Origin of the sequence: Vibrio sp. 1-Bac 57 (assembly GCF_037546855.1) — a bacterium.
Classification (GTDB): Bacteria; Pseudomonadota; Gammaproteobacteria; order Enterobacterales; family Psychromonadaceae; genus Psychromonas.
Window position 1 is genome coordinate 70,539 of sequence record NZ_JALAAC010000003.1, and the last position, 21,174, is coordinate 91,712.

A 21,174-nucleotide genomic window follows, 5' to 3' on the forward strand; every position below is an offset into this window, starting at 1 on the left:
TAAAAACGCCCTGAAACACTTGAATACATTGCATATCAACAAAATATAACCGCTATAGATGGTAATAAGAAATGGTAGTAATAAAGGGCAATAAGAAATGCCAGTAATAAAAAAGGCCGCTTTCGCGACCTTTCAATAACACTACTTAAAATAGCTATTTTTTGATAAAACTATTCTGCAGCTGGTGCTTCTTCTGTTTCAGCAACTGGTGCATCAGCAGCTTCAATATCTAATAATTCAACTTCAAAAATAAGCGTTGCACCCGGTGGGATTGAACCCGCACCTTGCTCTCCGTAACCTAATTCAGCAGGAATAACGAACTTGTATTTCTCGCCAACACTCATTAACTGAACACCTTCCGTCCAACCAGGGATAACACGGTTTAGTGGGAATTTAGCTGGTTGGTCACGCTCTACAGAACTATCAAAAACAGTACCGTCAACTAATGTACCTACATAGTGAACTGTCACTGTATCTTCAGCAGCAGGTTTTGGACCGTCTGCTTTAGTGATCACTGAGTATTGCAAACCAGAGTCAGTGACGGTTACGCCTTCCGCTTTTGCATTTTCATCTAGGAATGCTTTTGCTTCAGCAGCTAATTTTTCTGCCGCTTCAAGCTGTACTTTTTCAGCAGCCGCTTTCACTTTTGTATCGTATGCTTTTAGCGTTTCGATCATCTCTTCATCTGTTAATTTAGAGTTATCACGTAATGTATCTGTAATACCTTGCAGAATGATTTCTTTATCTAGTGTCATACCAAATTCAGCTTGCTTCTCTAGTGTAGTAGAAACATAACGAGAAAATGATGCGCCAATTGCATAGGCCGCTTTTTCATTATCATTTTTAAAACTTACCGCAGCAGTTTCTTGAGTTGAAGTTACTTGTTCTTCTTCTTGGTTACAGCCAACAGTAATTGCAACTGCTGCTGCTAATAAAGAAACTTTAAAAACGTTTTTCATTGTTACTCCAAATATTAAATTAAAACAGATAGCTTTGATTTTACTTCAAAAAGTTGTAAAGCAAGTATCTAAAACAGTTTACTTATACTAACCTTAAAGCTGTTTATCAACAAAGACAATTTAATCATGCCATTAGCTAATACTTTAAAAACTATTTTACTCACAAGCTGCTTGTTTTTAACGGCTTGTGAACAATATTCGCAACCGACTCAGCAATATGAACATGCTGTGCAAGGTGCCTTTGCAGCTGAACTCTCTCAAAATGGAGATTATTCACTGACATCGTCGATCCACCATGGCATCAGTTTATGGGATAATCGGCATAATAAACTGCTTTTCAACTGGTATCATCACCAGGGACAAAACAACGATGTTTTTATTGTGCGTTTATCATCAAATAACAGTGTTGCATTATCTGCCAGCCGTGACGAATTTGCATTATGGGATACAAAAACAGGTAAATCACTGGGATTTTATCAAGTTTCTGATTCACCAATCAGAGATATCCAATTGTCTGAAAATGGCCAATTCGTTGTTTATGGACAGGTTAATGGTAAGTTAGTTCATATTAATCTACGCACTGGACGCCGTTTAGAAGCGCCATTACACCGTGAAAAAATAAACAGCATCGACATGTCCAGTAATGGCCGTTATGTATTATCTGGTGGTAACGATCATCAAGCTTTTTTATGGGATACCGATAGCGCGCAGGTAATACAGAAATTTGAATTTACACAACGTATTAGCATGGTTAGGTTAGAAAAAAATGGTCGTTTTGCTTTTATAGCAGATAACCAAAAGGCCTCTCAAATATGGGATTTACAAACAGGGAAATTAAAAAGCACACTCATTTATAGGGCTCGACAATCTATTTTCTCCTCGGTACGATTCATCAAAGATGGCAATTATTTGTTGACCGGTAATGGCACCAAGAAAGTAGTGTTATGGGATACCAAAACAGGTTTAGCAAAACAAGATTGGACGGTGACCCCAAGAAAAGAAACACGTCCTAAAACAGCTGTAGTATACTCAGCGACATTATGGAGTGATTCAGCAATTGTGACTGAAAGCTCTGCTGGATTATTAGAAATTTGGCCCCTAGCGCCTTTATAAGAGACACAATGGATAGCAAACAAGTAGAATTAGAACAACGTATTGAACAATTGGAAATGAAAGCGGCTTTTCAAGAAGATAATATAGACACATTAAATAAAGAGATTTTTGAACAACAACGCCGTACACAGCAGTTGATTGAACAAGTGGCTTTGTTAGCTATTAAGTTAAAAGAGAGTGAGCCGAATCAATTAGCTTCTGAAAAAGAAGAGATGCGCCCGCCTCATTACTAAAAGCAAAGAACGAACAGCTAATGATTAACAATAAATCATTAGCTGTTAACAAAAACAAATCTGCCGCTAACAGATGATAAAATGCACTATATACCCGTTATCAATCGAGATGCTTTATTCAGTCGTTAGCTTGGACAGCAAGGCAAGGCGTAACATGATGACCTATCGAGCGATTAACTACGTTAATCCTCTGCCGGTAGATGTAAAAACAAGTATTTACATCTTAAATGGCTAGTCCTTATCGAATGTTGCAACGCTGAATTGCTTTTCGAGCTAACGACCCACAGGGCAAGTTGTGAGGCAAGCATCTTGAATGGTAACGGATATATAATTAGCGAGTTAATTACTCTCCCTATAGAGTAATTGATTTCGCTAGTGCAGATAGATCATTTAAATAATCCAAATATTCAACCTTTACTTTCTCGCCTAATGGTAGTGATTGATTAACAGAAATCTGCGTAAAGCTCACTGTTTTAGCATCCTCTCGATACATTTTCACAGAACACTTTCCTGATTGCCCTTGATGTTGGTGATAATCAAAGTAATCATTTTCACTGGATTTTTGAGTATCTATTTGCAATTGAAATTGTGCACGACGATAGGCTGTCACGGTTTCATAATCGACACCTGATGAGGTGATGGGCAATGAGTCTGCTGTTGATAAAGCTGAGAATGTCAATTGCTGTCCATCCCAAATATATTGAAATGCTTGTTCTGAGCTGTCAGTTTGTGCGGATAAGTTTGAATGAAAAACACATAATTGAAAGGCTTGATAAACACTTAAGTCCATATTCAATAATTGTTGATGAATACTGTCGGCGTGTTTTAGTAATTGCGGAATAATAACGCCACGACTTACGAAGCTCTTAAGGCTTGGGTCGATTTGCGCTTGGTAATAGTTTAATAATGCAAGGCTCACACCACTTTGATGTACTGCAATCCAAGTGCCACCACCGGTTGGGTCAATGGGATAAGCGGCATTTAAACTTGTATCAATACTAGGAGCAATAGCTTGGGGACGTGTTATCTGCTCATCTCGATTAAAAAAAAGCTGATAACCTTGATCATTTAAACGATACGTTAATGTACACATTATATTAACCTGCGCGTAAAAAAGTGGCCGTTGCAGGTGCAATACCTAAACTACCTTCTACGTCTATTTCCTGAGCTTGTGCAATGTGCTTAATCGTTGCTAGGTGGTGCACTGCATGACTACCAGTAAAGATAATCTCACGGGCAAGACTTGTATCCACTATTGCAACTTGCTTATCTGTTACTGAAATTTCAGTTGATAACTTAATAGTTTGTTGCAATTGTTGCGCTGTTAATGCATTTAAAAAATCAGAGATCTCTTGTATCGACTGCAGGGCAGCTTTCGGAGAACTTTCAATAATGCCTCCACGACTGCGTTTATCGTAATCAATTAGTCCTTCTGACAAGCCATTAATAATCGCATAATAGTGATCTAGAATGTGGCGCATGTGTGCACCCGCAGAACTCATAAAGTAAGGCGAAATAATTTGTGTATATTGCTGTTCAGAAACAGACGTTAAATACGTTTTAGCTTGTTGTAATATAATCAGTTGGCTTTCAATCATTGGCCAAACATTCCTTCATGTAAATGATGTCGATTAGAGTGCTGTGTTCTTTAATAGTTCAAGAATAACATATCAACGAAGCTTACTTATCACAAAATCATAACATCGTTATTATTCCGTAAATAACACGGCTAAATCATCGTGGCTTGCTAATGCGGGATCATCAATGACTCCAAAACCTATCCAACCTTCACTTGCGCTAGTGATCCCAGTGTCAGGGTCAGTGACCAAATGAGGATGTTCCAGATCCATCGCGTAGTCAGCAGAGGCTTGGTATAAATAGCTATCATGAATAACAAACGATCCTTGTTGATATTCAAGCTTTGGCTGAAAATAAATAAATTCATTTAGCCCTATCGATGAGGCAATCGTCGGTGCGTATGGGTTGGTTGATGAAGCATTATTTGTTTCTGATGTCAGCAACGTTAAATTAACTTGCTGAGCATGGGTAAAGTCTTCTACTTCTCCCTGAGCATTAAGCCATGAAACATCCATCATCACTTGTTTAAAATCGCCACCATGATCAAAACCAGCTACAACATCTGCAATCGCCCACGATATTGAGAATTTAGTATTGGCAATGTCTATATTAGTTTCAGACACATCATGCAGATCAGATAACTGATTAATATCTGTAATACTCAATACCTGTTCCATTTTCCCCGTTACTAATGACATCATCGCTGTACGTGCGATATTGTCACGCTGCTGTTCTGTCACTTTCTTTTGTAAGCCTGTGATGTTAACCGTCGTTAAGCTGACCACTATCAGAGCAATTAAAATTTCAATTAATGAAAAGCCTCTATTTTGAGGTTTGTTTTTATTATTGGTCATTAGAAATCTCTCCATGTTCCTGCCACTAATTGATAATTGCTTGTGGCGTCTGTCATCCCTAATTTTTTATAAAGTTGATTGAGTACATTTTTATCGTAACGGATTGATAAAGGTGGCAGGCTATTATTGTTGTTAAAGTTGTTGTTAAAGTTGTTGTTAAAGTTATCGCTGTTAAAATTATTGCTTACTACGCTACTCACCGAGCAACTGTATTCACTTAATAAAGCGCCATTTACTTGAATACCCGCTAAATCAATACTCATGTCTTGCGCAGTTTGTTTAATGCCATCAATATAAACAAGATTACCGTTTTCATCGATAACCTCTTCAGAGTCCGGTAATAAATACAATAAACCGATCACCGCACTGTGTGTATTAGGCAAGGCAGTAAAAGAACCTCCTTCCATGAAAATCAATTTAGGGTCATCTGCTGAGCCAATAGTAAAGTGTTTATTACCCGCGCTATTTGTCGATGTATGTTGTTGCTTAATATCACAATCTCCAGTGATATAAATAATATCAATGAGGTCATCCACATTCTGCAACTGCTCAGAACAACTACCGTTATTTAGGTTTCCCATATCAATATGCGCCACTTGCGATGAGCTTGTTAATTCACCTTTTGCGTCTTGCCAGGTGATACCAAACGTATTTTCAAATAGTGAAGTGGCGCTATTCATATCTTCAATCGGTTGTACTTGATCAAAAACAGAGCCGGATGCCGAAGCTGCACTGCCCCACTGGTTGAGGTTAATTTGTTTAAAGCGAGACAGCCCATCTTGATCGAACAGCGAACCATAGATAGCACTAAGGTCTATGTTATCGCCCTGTAATGAATCATCCAAACAAAAATCAGGTACTGGTTGATCGTTATTTTCCTGAGCAAGCACAGTGCTAGGTAATGTAAAGCTTGGCTGGCTAAGCGTAATTTGTGCCGCAATACTCCCCGGAGAACGGCATTCAGCGACAGTTAAACCTTCACAACCATCATTGATTGAATCCGCCGCATTAATTTGTAATTTTCCATTACTAGAAAGAGGTGCAGTGGGAATATTAAACGCGATATCGTAATAAACTTGCACCGAAACTTGCTTTGATGCAGTGCCATCTTGTGAATGTCCGACGGAAATAATGTGTAATTTATTGCTACTTAGTTGAGTTACAGTGACCTGATATGAAGTCGTAGCATTAAGTGAAGCGGTGTAAATGTAAGGTAGGTTATCAAGCATATTAGTGGCAGTTGACACATTTTTCAGCTTGCTTAAGGTTAAATTAATGCCCGACTCTGCATTTACAAAAGCCTCACTATTACGATAGTAGTTACCCAACACTTGATTATCGATGATCTGTAAATACGCCATGCTCGCTGTATAGGCGACTCCCGCAATACTTAATACAATTGCGGTGATTAAAATAGCAAAACCCTGTTGTTTGATTTTCATTTGACCTCCAGTATTTAACTGAATATTGCAAACTAACCAATACGTTTATTCGGGCTGATCATTTTTGGCTAACCATCTTTAAATAAAAGTTACCCGTATGCTCATGACCCAATAACCTTTAAATAATGCCATTTTTATACTCATATTTTGGTTAATACTGGGTACCTGATTAATTAGTCAGTTATTAGAGCTTAGATAAAAAGTCAAAAAAGTTAATAAAAAAACAATAAAAAACCTCCTCAACCACTCAAAAAAACACTTATTATTTTTGATGTTGATCTCATAAACGACGCTAACCTAATGAGAGATAACATTTATTTAACAACATAGGCATTCCTCACAATAACTATTTTCCCTCTCGATTAGAATGCTGTGGTTATTTATTAAGCTATACCTAAAAAATAAAAATATGAGCAATTGATTATTATGTAATAACGGAGCGAACAATGAGCGGAAATACTATTTACCCAGTTTCACCTGAGTTAGCGGCAAATAGCTTGCTAACCAATGACCAATATCTATCTGAATACAAAGCATCTATCGAAGATCCAGAGGCATTTTGGGGTGAAAAAGGTAAAATTCTAGATTGGATAAAACCCTACACCAAGGTCAAAAACAGTTCTTACGCTCCAGGCAATGTCAATATTAAATGGTTTGAGGATGGTGAATTAAACGTTTCTGTTAACTGTATCGATCGCCACTTAGGAACGAAAGCTGACCAAGTTGCATTACTATGGGAAGGGGATTCACCTGACCAAGATGCAAAAATCACATACCAAGAGTTATATACACAAGTTTGTCAGTTTGCTAATGCCTTAAAAGAACAGGGCATTAAAAAAGGCGATGTGGTTTGTTTATACATGCCAATGACGCCTGAAGCAGCAGTAGCAATGTTAGCCTGTACTCGAATCGGTGCAGTGCATTCTATTGTTTTTGGTGGTTTCTCTCCTGATGCGATTGCAGGTCGAATCGTTGATAGTAGTTCAAAATTAGTGATCACTGCCGATGAAGGTCGACGTGGCGGACGTACAGTCCCACTAAAAGCAAATGTAGACGAAGCATTAACGCGTGATGGTACTGACTGTGTTGAACATGTCATTGTATTTAAAAACACTGGCGGTGACGTTAATTGGGTTGAAGGTCGAGATTTAGATTGGACAACGGTCACTCAATCACAACTACCAGATTGTCAACCAGAAGCAATGAATGCGGAAGATCCACTATTCATTCTATACACATCAGGCTCTACCGGCACACCTAAAGGTGTATTACATACTACCGGTGGCTACTTAGTGTATGCAGCGATGACCTTTAAATATGTGTTTGATTATCAAGAAGGTGATATTTACTGGTGTACAGCCGATGTAGGTTGGATCACTGGTCATAGTTACTTAGTTTATGGACCCCTAGCGAATGGCGCGACTACGCTGTTATTTGAAGGTGTACCAAACTACCCCACTCCAGCTCGTATGAGTGAAGTGGTTGATAAGCATAATGTGACGATATTGTACACTGCACCTACTGCTATTCGTGCATTGATGGCAAAAGGCGACGAAGCAATACAAGGGACTCATCGTAACTCATTACGTATATTAGGGTCCGTAGGCGAGCCGATTAACCCTGAAGCATGGCAATGGTATTACGATAAAATTGGTAATAAGCAATGTCCTATTGTTGATACATGGTGGCAAACAGAAACCGGTGGTATCTTAATTACTCCTCTGCCGGGTGCTACGGATCTCAAACCAGGCTCTGCAACGCGCCCATTCTTTGGTGTGCAACCTGCATTAGTTGATAATGAAGGTAATATTTTAGAAGGTGCAATTGAAGGCAACTTAGTGATGCTAGATAGCTGGCCTGGTCAAATGCGTACGCTTTATGGCAACCATGACCGCTTTGAACAAACCTATTTTTCAACCTTCCAAAACATGTACTTCACAGGTGATGGAGCACGCCGCGATGAAGATGGATATTACTGGATCACAGGACGTGTTGATGACGTACTAAATGTTTCAGGACACCGAATGGGTACCGCTGAAATAGAAAGCGCATTAGTGTCACACCCTAAGATTGCAGAAGCCGCTGTTGTAGGCGTTCCTCATGAAATTAAGGGCCAAGGTATTTATGCCTATGTGACGCTAAACTCAGGTGAATACTCTTCTCCTGAGCTTTACGCTGAAGTGAAACAATGGGTACGTAAAGAGATTGGTGCGATTGCTACACCTGATATTTTACATTGGGCAGAAGGCTTACCTAAAACACGTTCAGGCAAAATTATGCGTCGTATATTACGTAAAATTGCAACCGGTGAAAGTGATCAATTAGGTGATACATCAACTTTAGCCGACCCAAGTGTGGTTGATAAGTTGATTAAAGAAAATCAAGAAATTAGATAGGCTTTAACGGCAACTGATTTTAATCAATCCGACATAGCCAATTGCTGGCTTTCTCGCTAAACTCCTCGATAACCTAACCGTTCTCGAGGAGTTTTTTTATGAGACTTCTGTTCAAAAGGAGTAGCAAGTGAAAGTATTAGTATTAAATGGACCGAACCTTAACTTATTAGGGAAACGTGAACCGGAAGTTTACGGTAGCCAAACCCTAACAGATATTATTGAATCGCTTGAGTCAGAAGCCACTCACTTAAATATTCAATTATCTCACCTTCAATCCAACCGCGAATATGAACTGATTGAGAAAATTCACGACAGCGCTGGAGAAATTGATTTTATTATTATCAATCCTGCTGCGTTTACACATACTAGCGTTGCCCTTCGTGATGCGCTATTAGGCGTGGCGATTCCGTTTGTGGAAGTACACTTATCTAATATCCATAAACGTGAAAAATTTAGACATCATTCTTATTTATCAGATGTCGCTTGTGCTGTTATTTGTGGCATGGGTGCACAAGGTTACTCATTTGCCTTACAAAGTGCGCAAAAATTTGTACCTGAAAAATAATCGATTAATGGTTCTGTTCATTAACACAGCTGTTCGCCTAATTTTCATTCAAGATTGTGCAAGAATATGTCAAAACTACCCGAACGGGTAGTTACTTTATACCCACTCTTGAGGCATTCTATATGGGTCTTAAGGAATTGAGGCATAGTAGTACACCCACTTTAATGCCATTTAAATGGATTTTTTATTAAATTTGTAATAAAAAGACATATTGCAGGCGAGCCTAACTTTGTTAGGCTTTTTTTTACCTATCGTTTATTTTTTAGCTATCTTTTACAGACTTCATTGAATACACTTCTTGATTCATTTCCATTATGCAAAATAGAATCACTACAGCGCATGGGAAGATCAATGAAGCAATCACTTAATACTAATAAATGAATAATCAGATGCAATCAATAAAAGTACCCAAAAATCATGTTAGATGGCAATCATTTCGCACTTTTAATATTGTTATCATTGCATCATTCATTTTCTTTTTCTCAATCGGCATAGCACAAAGCTATACTGTTTTTGACTCACCGCCTACTTTTACTACTGCATTCTATATACCGTTAACTATTTTATTATTATGCATAATGGCGCTCGTCAGTCTGATTTATAAAAAAGACAAATTAGCACAAAACATTATTCTAATCAGTGCGCTTTTAATCACTCTATTTGTGGCTATTAATAGTCATTTCCAAGAACAAACCTATCAAAATAGCTTCTTATATTTAACGCTGTTACTGCCTCTATTTTATGCTTATTTGTTTTCCTACAGCATTCCACTATTAATATTTAACAATATATTTTTAACAGTTTGTTATGTATTTTCATGTGTATTGGGGGAAAGTGATGCCTTAGTATTTCTATTTAACAGCACTTTTCTTATCACTATGTGCTATCTCACTGTGAATACACAGATGCGGAATAATAAATCACCAAAACAAGAAACAGATATAAAACCAGAAAAAGACACTATCCTTAGTCAGCATAGTGCTCGTTATTTAAACCGTATAATTCACGATATACGTCAGCCACTAAGTAGCTTATCTTTATATGGACACTTGTTAGAAAATAAACTTAATGATACCCCTCACTATCAGCTAGCAAATAACATCAAATTAGCGTCAGAGGAGCTGGAACGTTGGTTATCTAGCTTATTAGATTTAGCACGCTTAGATGGCAATGCAATCACTCCTTCGCTGACTGAATTTAATGTCGCCTCTACACTATTACCTTTAGTCAAAAAATATCAACGTCAAGCTTCTGGATTAGACATTAATATCACTGGTCGCGTACCTGACATTACCGTAAAAATGGACAAACAATTATTAATTGAAATTGTGGAGACATTGCTTAGTAACGCGATTGTTCATGGTAAGCAAGAAAATGCAGCAAAAATATTATTATCGGTTAGAGCTCACAAGGGTAATGCGTTATTACAGGTATGGAACCAAGGTGAGCCGATCATAACGTCTATCTATGAACATTTATTTGATGAAGTAGCACTAGCTGATAATCCGTTACATAATAAAAGTAAAGGCATTGGGTTAGGGTTAGCAATCGCTCAACGTAAAGCTGCATTGTGTAAAACACAGATAGTGGCAATCACAGGGCCTAATGGTAGTTGCTTTCAATTACCGTTAGAAACCGTCGCTACTGCGCCGACATCGATTAATTTGAATCAACTTGCTAGTCACTCGATTAGTTACAGAATATTATTAATTGATGATGACCCAGGCATTTTAAGCGCTTTAAGTATGTTACTTGAAAATTGGGGTTACCTTGTCGACAGTGCAAGTACAGCTGAAGCAGGTTTACAACAGTACAAGAGTAATCGCTACGATTTAGTGATCTCAGATTATCGATTACCAAACCAAAAAACAGGACTTGATGTTATTAAAGCGATTCGTCAGCAAGATACCATTCCGGCGGTATTATTAACGGGTGAGGCTGATCCAGGAAAACTACAAGAAGTGCAAGAAACGGGCAAAGGGATAAACTATAAAGTACTCAATAAACCCGTAAAACCCGCTTCTTTAAGGTTTTTATTAAAACAATTACTAAAATAAAAAGCATCAATAAGCCTGATTGAGATTTAAATAAGCCTGATTAATATTTAAATAAACCAAGTTAAGATTTAAACAAACCAAGCTCAAGTGCTTTTTCAACAGCTTTTATACGACTCGAACTGCCTGATACCTGTAATGTCGCATATAGCCTTTTTTGATGAAATTTTACTGTATCCTGAGAAATACATAATACATCAGCTATTTCTCGGTTCTTTTTACCTTCATGAATTAACTTCAAAATTTGCATTTGTCTATCAGATAAATGTAATTTTTGTTCATTTTCAGCCTCAACTTGTTCAATCTGATTAATCTTTATTGCGACTTCTTCAGGCACAAACAACTCACCGCTAAGCACGGTTTTCAAGGCAGCTAACATAGCTTCTGGAGAATAACACTTAGGAATAAAACCTACCGCACCATGTTTTAAAGCCTGATACACATCGTGATAATCTTCGCTAGCTGACAATACAAGCACAGGAGAAGCTATCTGCGCCTCTGTTAATGCATCGATCATTGCCAAACCATTCATTTCAGGCATATATAGATCCATCAGAATTAAATCTGGCTGAATTTCTTTTATTGCTACTAGCGCCTCAATTGGGCTATCAAATGTAGCCACCAAATTATTTTCATTTTCTAAGGTTAGTTTTAGACCATATAAAAATAACTGGTGATCATCAATAATCACTATTTTGTTCATCGAAATACCCTTTTCGTAACAAACTGTTATTTTCAAAATAAGATGATACTTTACAATGAACTGTCTGAAACTATTACTAAAGATCAGAAAGTTATTTGTAAAGATCAGAAAAATCCTACTAAAGTAAGCAAATATTGAATAACAATCAATGATAAAACAATAATTTTAAACTTACGCGCACATTCCATTCAATATACAAGGATCAGCAAACCGTATTTTACGACGCTATATTAATTAATAAATTCCCTGTATTCTTGCGCGCTATCTATTGACTCAACTAAAAAAGAGATAATCATGCCTTGGATCCAACTTAAATTAAACGCAAGCAATGTAAATGCGGAAGAGATTGGTGAACTATTAATGGATAATGGCGCCCTCTCGGCTACCTTTACTGATTCGCAAGACACCCCTATTTTTGAACCAATGCCAGGTGAAACCCGCCTATGGGGTGATACCGACGTCACTGGTTTGTATGAGGCTGATGCCGATATGCTACCCGTTATTGCTTTATTAAAAGAGAGTAACCTACTTGCGGAAGACTTTGCATTTAAAGTTGAGCAACTAGAAGATAAAGACTGGGTACGTGAATGGATGGATAACTTTCATCCCATGCAATTTGGTGAACGCTTGTGGATTTGCCCAAGTTGGAAGCCCGTTCCCGATGAAAATGCGGTTAATGTAATGCTTGACCCTGGCCTTGCTTTTGGCACCGGTACTCACCCAACGACTGCACTCTGTTTGTCTTGGTTAGATGCTCAGGACCTGCAAGATAAGGTGGTTATCGATTTTGGTTGTGGCTCAGGCATTTTGGCTATCGCAGCACTAAAACTGGGTGCAAAACGCGTCATAGGCATTGATATAGACCCACAAGCGATCACTGCAAGCCGAGATAATGCACAACGTAACAACGTATCAGAACAACTTGAGTTATATTTACCAGACGACGTCCCTGAAGGTATTGTGGCAGATGTTGTTGTGGCAAATATTCTAGCGGGCCCGTTACGTGAATTATCAAGCAGTATTGAGTGCTTAGTGAAGGCTAATGGTGCTTTAGCATTATCAGGTATTTTAGAGCAACAAGCTGAAGAATTGATTGAAGTTTATAGCCAATGGTTTGCTATGGATGAGGCAAAAATCAAAGATGAATGGGCGCGTTTATCTGGAATTAAGCACGCTTAAAGCGATTATAAATAACTGAGAACAAAGTGTTGCTCAATTTGCAAGCGAAATAATTTCAAAATGCTTAATTATTAACCTTTATTCTGCAGTAAAAAATGCGTAGACTACGCCGCCTTAACTTAGAGAACGCTTAGAATATGCGCATTGGAAAGTATCAATTAGACAATAATCTTATTTTAGCGCCGATGGCAGGCGTCACAGATAGGCCGTTCAGAGAACTTTGTCGCAAACAAGGTGCTGGGCTAGCTGTGTCAGAAATGCTTTCATCCAATCCTCGTGTTTGGAATAGTACTAAATCTAAGTTACGAATGGATTACCATAACGAATCAGGTATTCGTTCTGTACAAATTGCTGGTTCTGAACCGCTAGCAATGGCTAATGCCGCACGATTGACCGTGCAGCTAGGTGCTCAGATCGTTGATATTAATATGGGATGTCCCGCCAAAAAAGTGAATAAGAAAAAAGCAGGCTCTGCATTACTACCACACCCTGAGTTAGTGAAAGCTATCTTAGAGAGTGTTGTTGATGCCGTTGATGTGCCTGTTACTTTGAAGATTCGCACTGGCTGGGATCCAGAAAATAGAAATGGGATAGAGATTGCACAGATTGCTGAACAAGCAGGTATCCAAGCACTAACCGTGCATGGTCGTACTCGACAGTGCCTTTTTAAAGGTGAAGCAGAGTATGACACGATAAAAAAAATTAAAGAAAGTATAACAATCCCTGTGATTGCAAATGGTGATATTACTTCTGTGGAGAAAGCTAAGTCTGTACTGGACTACACAGGAGCTGATGCCATCATGATTGGACGAGGTGCACAAGGTGCCCCTTGGATATTCAATGAAATTAACCACTTTCTAAACACTGGGCAACATGCACAGCGTTTGGCACAAACGGAAATTACACAAATGCTATTAGATCATGTGCAGGCTTTGCATATTTTTTATGGTGATGTAATGGGACCTCGAATCGCTAGGAAGCATGTCGGGTGGTATTTGCAAGCGCAAGACAGGTTAGGTTATTTTAAGCGAAAATTTAATGCGATAGAAAATGCTAGTGAGCAATTAAACGTATTAGAAACTTATTTAAATCAATTGTAATTAAAAGAGTTAACAGCCATGTTTGAACAAAATATTTCTCAAGAAGCACTGACAACAACAACTAGTATTCCTGCTACAGGGCAAATAACTCAACGTCCACTACGTGACTCAGTACGTCAAGCTGTATCTGGTTATGTAGCAAAATTGAATGGTCAAGACACAACTGAATTATATGAATTAGTATTGGCAGAAGTTGAAGCGCCAATGTTAGATATCATTATGCAATACACTCGTGGTAACCAAACTCGTGCAGCAACTATGTTGGGTATTAACCGTGGTACGTTACGCAAAAAATTGAAAAAATACGGCATGGGTTAAGTCTAACTCTACTCTAGAATCTAAAAAAGCGACTTTCTAAGTCGCTTTTTTTATATCTTTTTTTAAGGAAAAAATAAAAATCGCAAAATATCTGCAGACAGTCTTCAAGTTTGCCTATAACCTTAGCTTCTTTTGCCTTTGCAAATAGGACTACTATGCTATCTCTTCCCATCAATGATCAACTTTCCAATTTACAAGCTTGGCAACAAAATGTTTTTTGCATGGCATTAGCAGAGCAAAATATTACTCACTTTAAAATGTTTAGCCAAGCAATTGGAAGTGAACATGGAGAAACGGCTGAAAATATCCTACAACTTTTTTGGGAAAAACTGACCGTAAAAGGCGCTAAAATAAACTTTACCATCCAAGAAGAAAATTTTGATGCGATTATCCCAGAAAGCAATGATTATGATTTCTATGGCGTTTATCCAGCTGTCGATTTTTGTGTGATTACTAACTGTATCTTCAACTCGTTTTCTACTAAGTCCAAAGAGGAAGCATTAAATGCAAGCCAAACCAGCTTTGCAACCATTGCTAGTTTTATTGAATTACAAACAGATCAAGAAATTGATGAAGCAACCTTGTTGCTTGAGCCATTATTTATTGAACATTTAGCAGTTCAAGAAACCCTATTAAAAATGTTAAATAATGAACGTAGTCCGGAACTCATTAAATCAATTCGTGCTTATATAAAGTCTCTTGAAAGTACCAATATTGGTATCTCTACAGTAGACATTTAATGTTCAATGTTCAATGTTCAATGGTCAATGTTCAGAACAGTTAATTTTTGAGGGTTATTTTTAAGAACTATTTTTGCTATATGTTGCTGGCTTTTTAATTAAGGCCAAATAGATTTTTGTTATATAGCTAAGTCATATGTAGTTATATGTAGTTAGTTTTAAGTAGTTATGTGCAGTAATACGCTGTAGTTTAAAATGGTGTTATACAGTGCCGCTCAAGATGACATTTGATATGTCACGATGTGCATAATTAAGCAAAACGCAGCATAAATAGTCAGTAGAGCTTATCCTCAGAGTCCTCCCCAAACGACATAATCTTTATCAAAAAAATTCGTTTAGGCGACTAGGCTGCGTAATATTCGGGTCATGCAAAGTGCTATGTGGCGAACAAAATTTGAACCGCAGGGCACAACCACCCGCACTGTTGTGTGATTTTTAACACAATAAAGTAAATAAACCCCTATTTTACTAATTTAAATGATTATTATCCTTTACTTGCGAGGAATGAATGCAATACATTAAATAATATGTTTAAATTCTTATGCATTTTTTTATACTAATGGAAGTCAAATAATGAACAAAACTCAACTTGTTGCAGATATCGCAGAAAAAGCAGACCTAACTAAAGTACAAGCTAAAGCTGCCCTAGAGCAAATTTTAGCTAGCGTAACTGATAGCCTAAAAGATGGTGAACCAGTTCAACTTATCGGTTTTGGTACATTTAAAGTAAATCATCGTGCAGCACGTACTGGTCGTAATCCACAAACTGGTGCTGACATTCAAATTAAAGCAGCTAACGTTCCTGCTTTTGTTTCTGGTAAAGCTCTTAAAGAAGCGGTAAACAAATAATCTTTTGTTACGCGGATAAAATACTTTCGAGTATTTGTATTTAAAATAACTGACCACTCGCTTACAGCGTATTACTTTTAAATAAATGGCTTTTAAATAAATTGCTTTTAAATAAGTAAGTTGAATGGATATGTTATTAGAAGCCCTCTTTTGAGGGCTTTTTTAGACACTTTAATTCCCCCCTCCTAGCTTTAATTCTTTCCTATTTTTAATCACACTTTCTATGGTTGATGGCACTTCCTATATTTAATGTGATTGCAGGTAACAAATCACCAATACTTTTCAAATAAAACTAACGCTATAAAAAACAACACAAACCATCATTTTGTTAAACAACATGTTATATATAACAGCCTCATTAATGTTTAGTCATCTATGTACTTATTAGTAATCAACTAAAGAAGGAATGTACTATGCGTCAGAAAGTAGAATTCACTAGTGGTAGTCATACACTGAGTGGACTGTTAGAGACTCCTGAAGCAAACGTCAGGTTCTATGCGCTGTTTGCTCACTGCTTCACATGCAGTAAGGACGTTGCCGCTGCATCTCGCATTAGCAGAGCGTTAACGGCCAAAGGGATTGCAGTGCTTCGCTTCGATTTCACCGGGTTAGGTAATAGCGATGGAGATTTTGCCAATACAAATTTCTCATCAAACATACAAGACTTAGTGGCAGCCGCTGATTTTTTACGTAAAGAGTATCATGCACCTAAATTACTAATTGGGCATAGTTTGGGTGGTGCTGCCGTATTAGGCGTTGCTCAAAAAGTACCGGAATCCGTTGCTGTTGTGACAATAGGATCTCCATCTGATGCTGCACATGTCGCTCATAATTTTGCAGCACACATTGATGACATTAACGATAAAGGCGAAGCAGAAGTAACACTTGCAGGCAGAAATTTCACCATACAGAAGCAGTTCTTAGATGATATTAATAGCTATGGTAATCAACATATTAGCAAACTCAAAAAAGCGCTGTTAGTGATGCATTCCCCAGTAGACAGCATCGTTAATATCAGTGAAGCTGAAAAAATATACCAAGCAGCATTACACCCTAAAAGTTTCGTAAGCTTAGATAATGCAGACCACTTATTAAGCCAGAAAAATGATTCAGAATATGCAGCAGATGTTATTGCAGCATGGGCTAGTCGGTATATTAACAACGATACAAACACGCAAACAAACAGTGACAAAAAAACACTGCCTAAAGGGCATGTTCTGGTTGAAGAAAAAGATCACAAATTTACCCAGCATGTAAGCACATCAAGCCACTATTGGTTAGCTGATGAACCCGTTAGCGTAGGCGGGAAAAATACAGGACCAGATCCTTACGAGCATCTACTCGCCGGTCTAGGCGCATGTACATCAATGACCCTAAGAATGTATGCGCAACGCAAAAAACTACCCATACAACATATCAAAGTTGAACTTACACATACCCGTAATTATCAAGATGATTGCAATAACTGCGAACAACAAAATGGCATAGAAGCGATTGTGCGTAATATCAGTTTTGTAGGCGATTTAGACGAACAACAGAAAGTTCGCTTTTTAGAAATTGCAGATAAATGCCCAGTACATAAAACATTGCATAATGATGTAGCAGTGATCAGTAAGCTAGTTGAATAGCAGTCGTTAACATGTAAAAAGTTGCCTAAAGCCGTTACCGTTGATGATGCAAAAACCAGTAATCCATGAGGTGAAAAATTCGCAGAGGTAATGAGTAGGTGTAATAAGTAGATGGGATTAACACTTTGCTAGGAACTAACTTCTCTGAACAATCATGAGAGAAGTTAGTTAACTTACAAATAAGCTGAGTTATTTACTATTTTCACGTGCAATCGCACGGTAAGCTATATCGTTACGATGGAACATACCATCCCAACTAATCTGTTTAGTAAGCTCATAGGCTTTCTGTTGCGCTTCTGTCACTGTATTACCTAATGCTGTAGCACAAAGTACACGACCACCATTTGTCACCACTTGACCGTCTTTTTCAGCAGTACCTGCGTGAAATACTTTTAGGCCTTCAGAGGCTTCAGGAATACCTGAAATAACATGCCCTTTAGTGTAATCAGCAGGGTAACCGCCAGCAGCTAATACCACACCAATAGCAGCACGTGGATCAAACTCAGCAACCATATCTTCAAGTTCGCCATTTACACCAGCAAGACATAAAGTAACGATATCAGACTGCATGCGTAACATGATTGGTTGTGTTTCTGGATCACCGAAACGACAGTTATATTCGATTACTTTAGGTGTGCCATCTGCCATGATCATAAGACCGGCATATAAGAAACCAGTATAAGTATTACCTTCAGCAGCCATACCTTCAACTGTCGGTCGAATAACAAGATCCATGATGCGATCATGCATTTCAGGCGTTACAACTGGTGCAGGGGAATATGCGCCCATACCACCGGTATTTGGTCCAGTATCGCCATCGCCAACACGTTTATGATCTTGGCTAGTTGCCATTGGCACGATATTTTTACCATCAACCATTACAATGAATGATGCTTCTTCGCCATCTAAGAACTCTTCAACGACCACGCGATGACCCGCTTCGCCAAATGCATTACCCGCTAGCATATCTTGAATAGCATCTTCAGCTTCTTGTAATGTCATTGCTACAATCACGCCTTTACCTGCAGCAAGACCATCGGCTTTAATCACAATAGGAGCGCCCTTTTCACGAACGTAAGCCAAAGCCGGCTCAATTTCAGTGAAATTTTGGTACCAAGCTGTTGGAATATCATGACGAGCTAAGAAGTCTTTAGTAAATGCTTTAGAGCCTTCTAACTGTGCGGCACCTTTGGTCGGACCAAAACATGCTAAGTTTGCTTCTTGGAACGCATCAACCACACCAATAACAAGCGGTGCTTCAGGGCCAACAATGGTTAATTCAACATTATTGTCTTTTGCGAAAGCAACTAATGCATCAATATCTTCAACACCTATATTAACGTTAGTGACTTTATCTTCTAAGGCACTACCGGCATTACCTGGTGCTACAAAGATATTTTTAACTTCAGGGTTTTGTGCCGCTTTCCATGCCAACGCATGTTCACGACCGCCATTACCAATAATCAGTACATTCATAATAGGAACCTTAAAAATAAGTTATCTAAAATAATAAAGACGAACCAAAGTTCGCCCTACAATATTCAAATTGATTAATCTAATTGTGTTAAGTAATTTTACTAACAATCAAGAGGCAGCAAGGAGCTTGCTACTTGATTGCTTAATAACACAATAATTAATTGTGTTTTTTGCTAAGGGGTTTGGCTTGTCATCAAGGCGAAAGCGCGGAGCTTGCTACTGCAAGTGAGTACTTTCAACGCAGAGGACGAGCCAAATCACAAAGCAAAATAAGATTAATGGCGGAAGTGGCGCATTCCCGTGAATACCATTGCCATATTGTGCTCATCCGCTGCTGCGATAACTTCATCATCACGCATTGAACCACCAGGCTGGATAACACAACTAATACCAGCTTCTGCTGCTGCATCAATACCGTCACGGAAGGGGAAGAATGCATCCGATGCCATAACAGAACCTTCAACCACTAGGTTTTCATCAGCAGCTTTAATACCTGCAATTTTTGCACTGTAAACACGGCTCATTTGGCCAGCACCTACCCCAACGGTAGCACTGTTTTTAACGTAAACAATTGCATTTGATTTAACAAATTTAGCCACTTTCCAGCTAAATAATAAATCTGACATTTCAGCATCTGTAGGTTGACGTTTAGACACAACTTTAAGGTCGTCTAAACCCACCATACCTTGGTCACGGTCTTGAACTAATAAACCACCGTTAACACGTTTAATATCAAACTCTGTAGTTTGCTTAGCCCACTCGCCACATTCTAATAAACGTAGGTTCTTTTTAGTCGCAACGATTGCCGCAGCTTCTGCACTAACAGATGGTGCAATAATTACTTCAACAAATTGACGTGAAGTAATCGCTTCAGCCGTTGCAGCATCTAATTCGCGGTTAAACGCAATGATGCCACCGAATGCAGATGTAGGGTCAGTTTTGTAAGCACCTTCATAGGCATCTAAGATTGTGCCAGCTACAGCAACACCACATGGGTTTGCATGTTTAACGATCACACAGGCTGGCTCAGAGAATTCTTTAACACACTCTAATGCTGAATCTGTATCGGCGATATTGTTGTAAGATAATGCTTTACCTTGTAACTGCGTTGCAGTTGATACTGATGCTTCTTGAATGTTGTTTTCAACATAAAAAGCAGCGGCTTGGTGAGAATTTTCACCGTAACGCATATCTTGTTTTTTCTGGAATTGTGCATTGAAAGTGCGTGGGAATTTAGACTCTTCATCACCTTCTTTGTTTTCGCCGTAGCTTGGTACCATAGTACCGAAGTAGTTAGCGATCATACCGTCGTATTGTGCAGTATGCTCGTAAGCTGCAATCGCTAAATCAAAACGTGTTTTGTAAACTAGGCTACCGTTATTTTCACTCATTTCAGATAAAATACGTGAGTAATCAGAAGCATTAACAACAATCGCAACGTCTTTATGATTTTTTGCCGCAGCACGTACCATTGTTGGACCGCCGATATCGATATTTTCAATCGCGTCTTCTAATGTACAATCTGGGTTTGCTACTGTCGCAGCAAATGGGTACAAGTTTACAACAACCATATCAATTGCTTGAATATCGTTTGCCGTCATAATATCTTCATCGATACCACGACGAGCAAGAATTCCACCGTGAATTTTAGGATGTAATGTTTTTACTCGGCCGTCCATCATCTCAGGAAAACCAGTGTAATCAGATACTTCAGTTACTTTAATGTTGTTTTCAGCAAGTAACTTACAAGTACCGCCTGTTGATAAAATATCAACACCATTAGCTGCTAGTTCGCGTGCAAATTCTACAATACCAGTTTTATCAGAAACACTGATCAGTGCGCGTTTAATTGTTCGGCTATTTTCCATTATATTCCACATTCCTCGGTTAATGTTTTCATCGGTGAAAAATTCAAGTGATTGGCTTTTCCAAAAAGTTGAACTTGCGCGGCATTCTACCCGAATTAAAAGCACTTTTATTCGTTTTG

General features: G+C 38.3%; 19 protein-coding genes. 11 read left to right on the top strand and 8 right to left on the bottom strand.

The genetic code is table 11. The annotated features are described in order from the left end of the window. Window positions 1-170: 170 nt before the first annotated feature. Window positions 171-959 carry an FKBP-type peptidyl-prolyl cis-trans isomerase gene (fkpA, locus tag MT391_RS02845; RefSeq protein ID WP_166368117.1) on the bottom strand — a complete coding sequence of 263 codons (789 nt, stop codon included), beginning with the start codon at window positions 957-959 and terminating at the stop codon, window positions 171-173. Between the two features lie 126 nt (window positions 960-1,085). On the opposite strand from fkpA, the gene MT391_RS02850 reads away from it, so the two are divergent. Both MT391_RS02850 and MT391_RS02855 read left to right on the top strand, forming a co-directional pair. Next, window positions 1,086-2,072, top strand: coding sequence for a WD40 repeat domain-containing protein (locus MT391_RS02850; protein WP_166368119.1), 987 nt, complete (start codon window positions 1,086-1,088; stop codon window positions 2,070-2,072). An 8-nt stretch (window positions 2,073-2,080) separates the two neighbouring features. Continuing rightward, window positions 2,081-2,305, top strand: a complete 225-nt coding sequence (locus tag MT391_RS02855; RefSeq protein ID WP_166368121.1) for a SlyX family protein — start codon at window positions 2,081-2,083, stop codon at window positions 2,303-2,305. A 352-nt stretch (window positions 2,306-2,657) separates the two neighbouring features. Here the strand turns inward: MT391_RS02855 and MT391_RS02860 are convergent, their stop codons facing one another. The 4 genes from MT391_RS02860 to MT391_RS02875 form a co-directional block, all read right to left on the bottom strand. Beyond that, window positions 2,658-3,398, bottom strand: a complete 741-nt coding sequence (locus MT391_RS02860; protein ID WP_499496863.1) for an NRDE family protein — start codon at window positions 3,396-3,398, stop codon at window positions 2,658-2,660. A gap of 4 nt (window positions 3,399-3,402) precedes the next feature. Next, window positions 3,403-3,903, bottom strand: a complete 501-nt coding sequence (locus MT391_RS02865) for a DinB family protein (RefSeq protein ID WP_499496864.1) — start codon at window positions 3,901-3,903, stop codon at window positions 3,403-3,405. Window positions 3,904-4,014: 111 nt separating this feature from the next. Further along, complete coding sequence (locus tag MT391_RS02870; protein WP_499496865.1) at window positions 4,015-4,737, bottom strand: type IV pilus modification PilV family protein; 723 nt, start codon at window positions 4,735-4,737, stop codon at window positions 4,015-4,017. Continuing rightward, entirely contained in the window at window positions 4,737-6,179 is a 1,443-nt protein-coding gene (locus MT391_RS02875; RefSeq protein WP_499496866.1) for a hypothetical protein, read from the bottom strand. Before MT391_RS02875 ends, MT391_RS02870 begins: the two co-directional genes overlap by 1 nt. A gap of 446 nt (window positions 6,180-6,625) precedes the next feature. On the opposite strand from MT391_RS02875, the gene acs reads away from it, so the two are divergent. The 3 genes from acs to MT391_RS02890 all read left to right on the top strand — a co-directional run bounded on the left by acs (window position 6,626) and on the right by MT391_RS02890 (window position 11,197). After that, window positions 6,626-8,575 carry an acetate--CoA ligase gene (gene acs / locus MT391_RS02880; RefSeq protein WP_499438989.1) on the top strand — a complete coding sequence of 650 codons (1,950 nt, stop codon included), beginning with the start codon at window positions 6,626-6,628 and terminating at the stop codon, window positions 8,573-8,575. 127 nt (window positions 8,576-8,702) lie between these two features. Then, the gene (gene aroQ / locus MT391_RS02885) at window positions 8,703-9,140 is read left to right on the top strand and encodes a type II 3-dehydroquinate dehydratase (RefSeq protein WP_166368133.1); all 438 of its coding nucleotides are present in this window, start codon (window positions 8,703-8,705) and stop codon (window positions 9,138-9,140) included. A 389-nt stretch (window positions 9,141-9,529) separates the two neighbouring features. Next, complete coding sequence (locus MT391_RS02890; RefSeq protein WP_499496867.1) at window positions 9,530-11,197, top strand: hybrid sensor histidine kinase/response regulator; 1,668 nt, start codon at window positions 9,530-9,532, stop codon at window positions 11,195-11,197. Between the two features lie 61 nt (window positions 11,198-11,258). Here MT391_RS02890 and MT391_RS02895 read toward each other — a convergent pair whose 3' ends face one another. Next, window positions 11,259-11,897, bottom strand: coding sequence for a response regulator (locus tag MT391_RS02895; protein ID WP_499496868.1), 639 nt, complete (start codon window positions 11,895-11,897; stop codon window positions 11,259-11,261). A gap of 294 nt (window positions 11,898-12,191) precedes the next feature. On the opposite strand from MT391_RS02895, the gene prmA reads away from it, so the two are divergent. From prmA to MT391_RS02925, 6 genes are all read left to right on the top strand, one after another. After that, window positions 12,192-13,076: a 50S ribosomal protein L11 methyltransferase gene (gene prmA, locus MT391_RS02900; protein WP_499496869.1), complete on the top strand. Its 885-nt coding sequence runs from the start codon at window positions 12,192-12,194 to the stop codon at window positions 13,074-13,076. A 137-nt stretch (window positions 13,077-13,213) separates the two neighbouring features. Continuing rightward, window positions 13,214-14,176, top strand: coding sequence for a tRNA dihydrouridine synthase DusB (gene dusB, locus MT391_RS02905; RefSeq protein WP_166368141.1), 963 nt, complete (start codon window positions 13,214-13,216; stop codon window positions 14,174-14,176). Window positions 14,177-14,194: 18 nt separating this feature from the next. Continuing rightward, window positions 14,195-14,494, top strand: coding sequence for a DNA-binding transcriptional regulator Fis (gene fis / locus MT391_RS02910; protein ID WP_025563271.1), 300 nt, complete (start codon window positions 14,195-14,197; stop codon window positions 14,492-14,494). Between the two features lie 155 nt (window positions 14,495-14,649). Further along, entirely contained in the window at window positions 14,650-15,234 is a 585-nt protein-coding gene (locus tag MT391_RS02915; RefSeq protein WP_166368143.1) for a YjaG family protein, read from the top strand. 573 nt (window positions 15,235-15,807) lie between these two features. After that, entirely contained in the window at window positions 15,808-16,083 is a 276-nt protein-coding gene (locus MT391_RS02920) for an HU family DNA-binding protein (RefSeq protein ID WP_028868279.1), read from the top strand. A 413-nt stretch (window positions 16,084-16,496) separates the two neighbouring features. After that, window positions 16,497-17,711, top strand: a complete 1,215-nt coding sequence (locus MT391_RS02925) for a bifunctional alpha/beta hydrolase/OsmC family protein (RefSeq protein ID WP_166368144.1) — start codon at window positions 16,497-16,499, stop codon at window positions 17,709-17,711. A gap of 189 nt (window positions 17,712-17,900) precedes the next feature. Here the strand turns inward: MT391_RS02925 and purD are convergent, their stop codons facing one another. Then, complete coding sequence (purD, locus tag MT391_RS02930) at window positions 17,901-19,187, bottom strand: phosphoribosylamine--glycine ligase (protein ID WP_166368146.1); 1,287 nt, start codon at window positions 19,185-19,187, stop codon at window positions 17,901-17,903. Between the two features lie 275 nt (window positions 19,188-19,462). After that, window positions 19,463-21,055, bottom strand: a complete 1,593-nt coding sequence (gene purH, locus MT391_RS02935; protein ID WP_299663175.1) for a bifunctional phosphoribosylaminoimidazolecarboxamide formyltransferase/IMP cyclohydrolase — start codon at window positions 21,053-21,055, stop codon at window positions 19,463-19,465. Window positions 21,056-21,174: the final 119 nt, after the last annotated feature.

What these genes read in the sequence shown, in the direction of transcription:
- fkpA (WP_166368117.1), bottom strand. Translation starts at nt 959, where the DNA reads ATGAAAAACGTTTTTAAAGTTTCTTTATTAGCAGCAGCAGTTGCAATT.
- MT391_RS02850 (WP_166368119.1), top strand. Translation starts at nt 1,086, where the DNA reads ATGCCATTAGCTAATACTTTAAAAACTATTTTACTCACAAGCTGCTTG.
- MT391_RS02855 (WP_166368121.1), top strand. Translation starts at nt 2,081, where the DNA reads ATGGATAGCAAACAAGTAGAATTAGAACAACGTATTGAACAATTGGAA.
- MT391_RS02860 (WP_499496863.1), bottom strand. Translation starts at nt 3,398, where the DNA reads ATGTGTACATTAACGTATCGTTTAAATGATCAAGGTTATCAGCTTTTT.
- MT391_RS02865 (WP_499496864.1), bottom strand. Translation starts at nt 3,903, where the DNA reads ATGATTGAAAGCCAACTGATTATATTACAACAAGCTAAAACGTATTTA.
- MT391_RS02870 (WP_499496865.1), bottom strand. Translation starts at nt 4,737, where the DNA reads ATGACCAATAATAAAAACAAACCTCAAAATAGAGGCTTTTCATTAATT.
- MT391_RS02875 (WP_499496866.1), bottom strand. Translation starts at nt 6,179, where the DNA reads ATGAAAATCAAACAACAGGGTTTTGCTATTTTAATCACCGCAATTGTA.
- acs (WP_499438989.1), top strand. Translation starts at nt 6,626, where the DNA reads ATGAGCGGAAATACTATTTACCCAGTTTCACCTGAGTTAGCGGCAAAT.
- MT391_RS02890 (WP_499496867.1), top strand. Translation starts at nt 9,530, where the DNA reads ATGCAATCAATAAAAGTACCCAAAAATCATGTTAGATGGCAATCATTT.
- MT391_RS02895 (WP_499496868.1), bottom strand. Translation starts at nt 11,897, where the DNA reads ATGAACAAAATAGTGATTATTGATGATCACCAGTTATTTTTATATGGT.
- prmA (WP_499496869.1), top strand. Translation starts at nt 12,192, where the DNA reads ATGCCTTGGATCCAACTTAAATTAAACGCAAGCAATGTAAATGCGGAA.
- dusB (WP_166368141.1), top strand. Translation starts at nt 13,214, where the DNA reads ATGCGCATTGGAAAGTATCAATTAGACAATAATCTTATTTTAGCGCCG.
- fis (WP_025563271.1), top strand. Translation starts at nt 14,195, where the DNA reads ATGTTTGAACAAAATATTTCTCAAGAAGCACTGACAACAACAACTAGT.
- MT391_RS02915 (WP_166368143.1), top strand. Translation starts at nt 14,650, where the DNA reads ATGCTATCTCTTCCCATCAATGATCAACTTTCCAATTTACAAGCTTGG.
- MT391_RS02920 (WP_028868279.1), top strand. Translation starts at nt 15,808, where the DNA reads ATGAACAAAACTCAACTTGTTGCAGATATCGCAGAAAAAGCAGACCTA.
- MT391_RS02925 (WP_166368144.1), top strand. Translation starts at nt 16,497, where the DNA reads ATGCGTCAGAAAGTAGAATTCACTAGTGGTAGTCATACACTGAGTGGA.
- purD (WP_166368146.1), bottom strand. Translation starts at nt 19,187, where the DNA reads ATGAATGTACTGATTATTGGTAATGGCGGTCGTGAACATGCGTTGGCA.
- purH (WP_299663175.1), bottom strand. Translation starts at nt 21,055, where the DNA reads ATGGAAAATAGCCGAACAATTAAACGCGCACTGATCAGTGTTTCTGAT.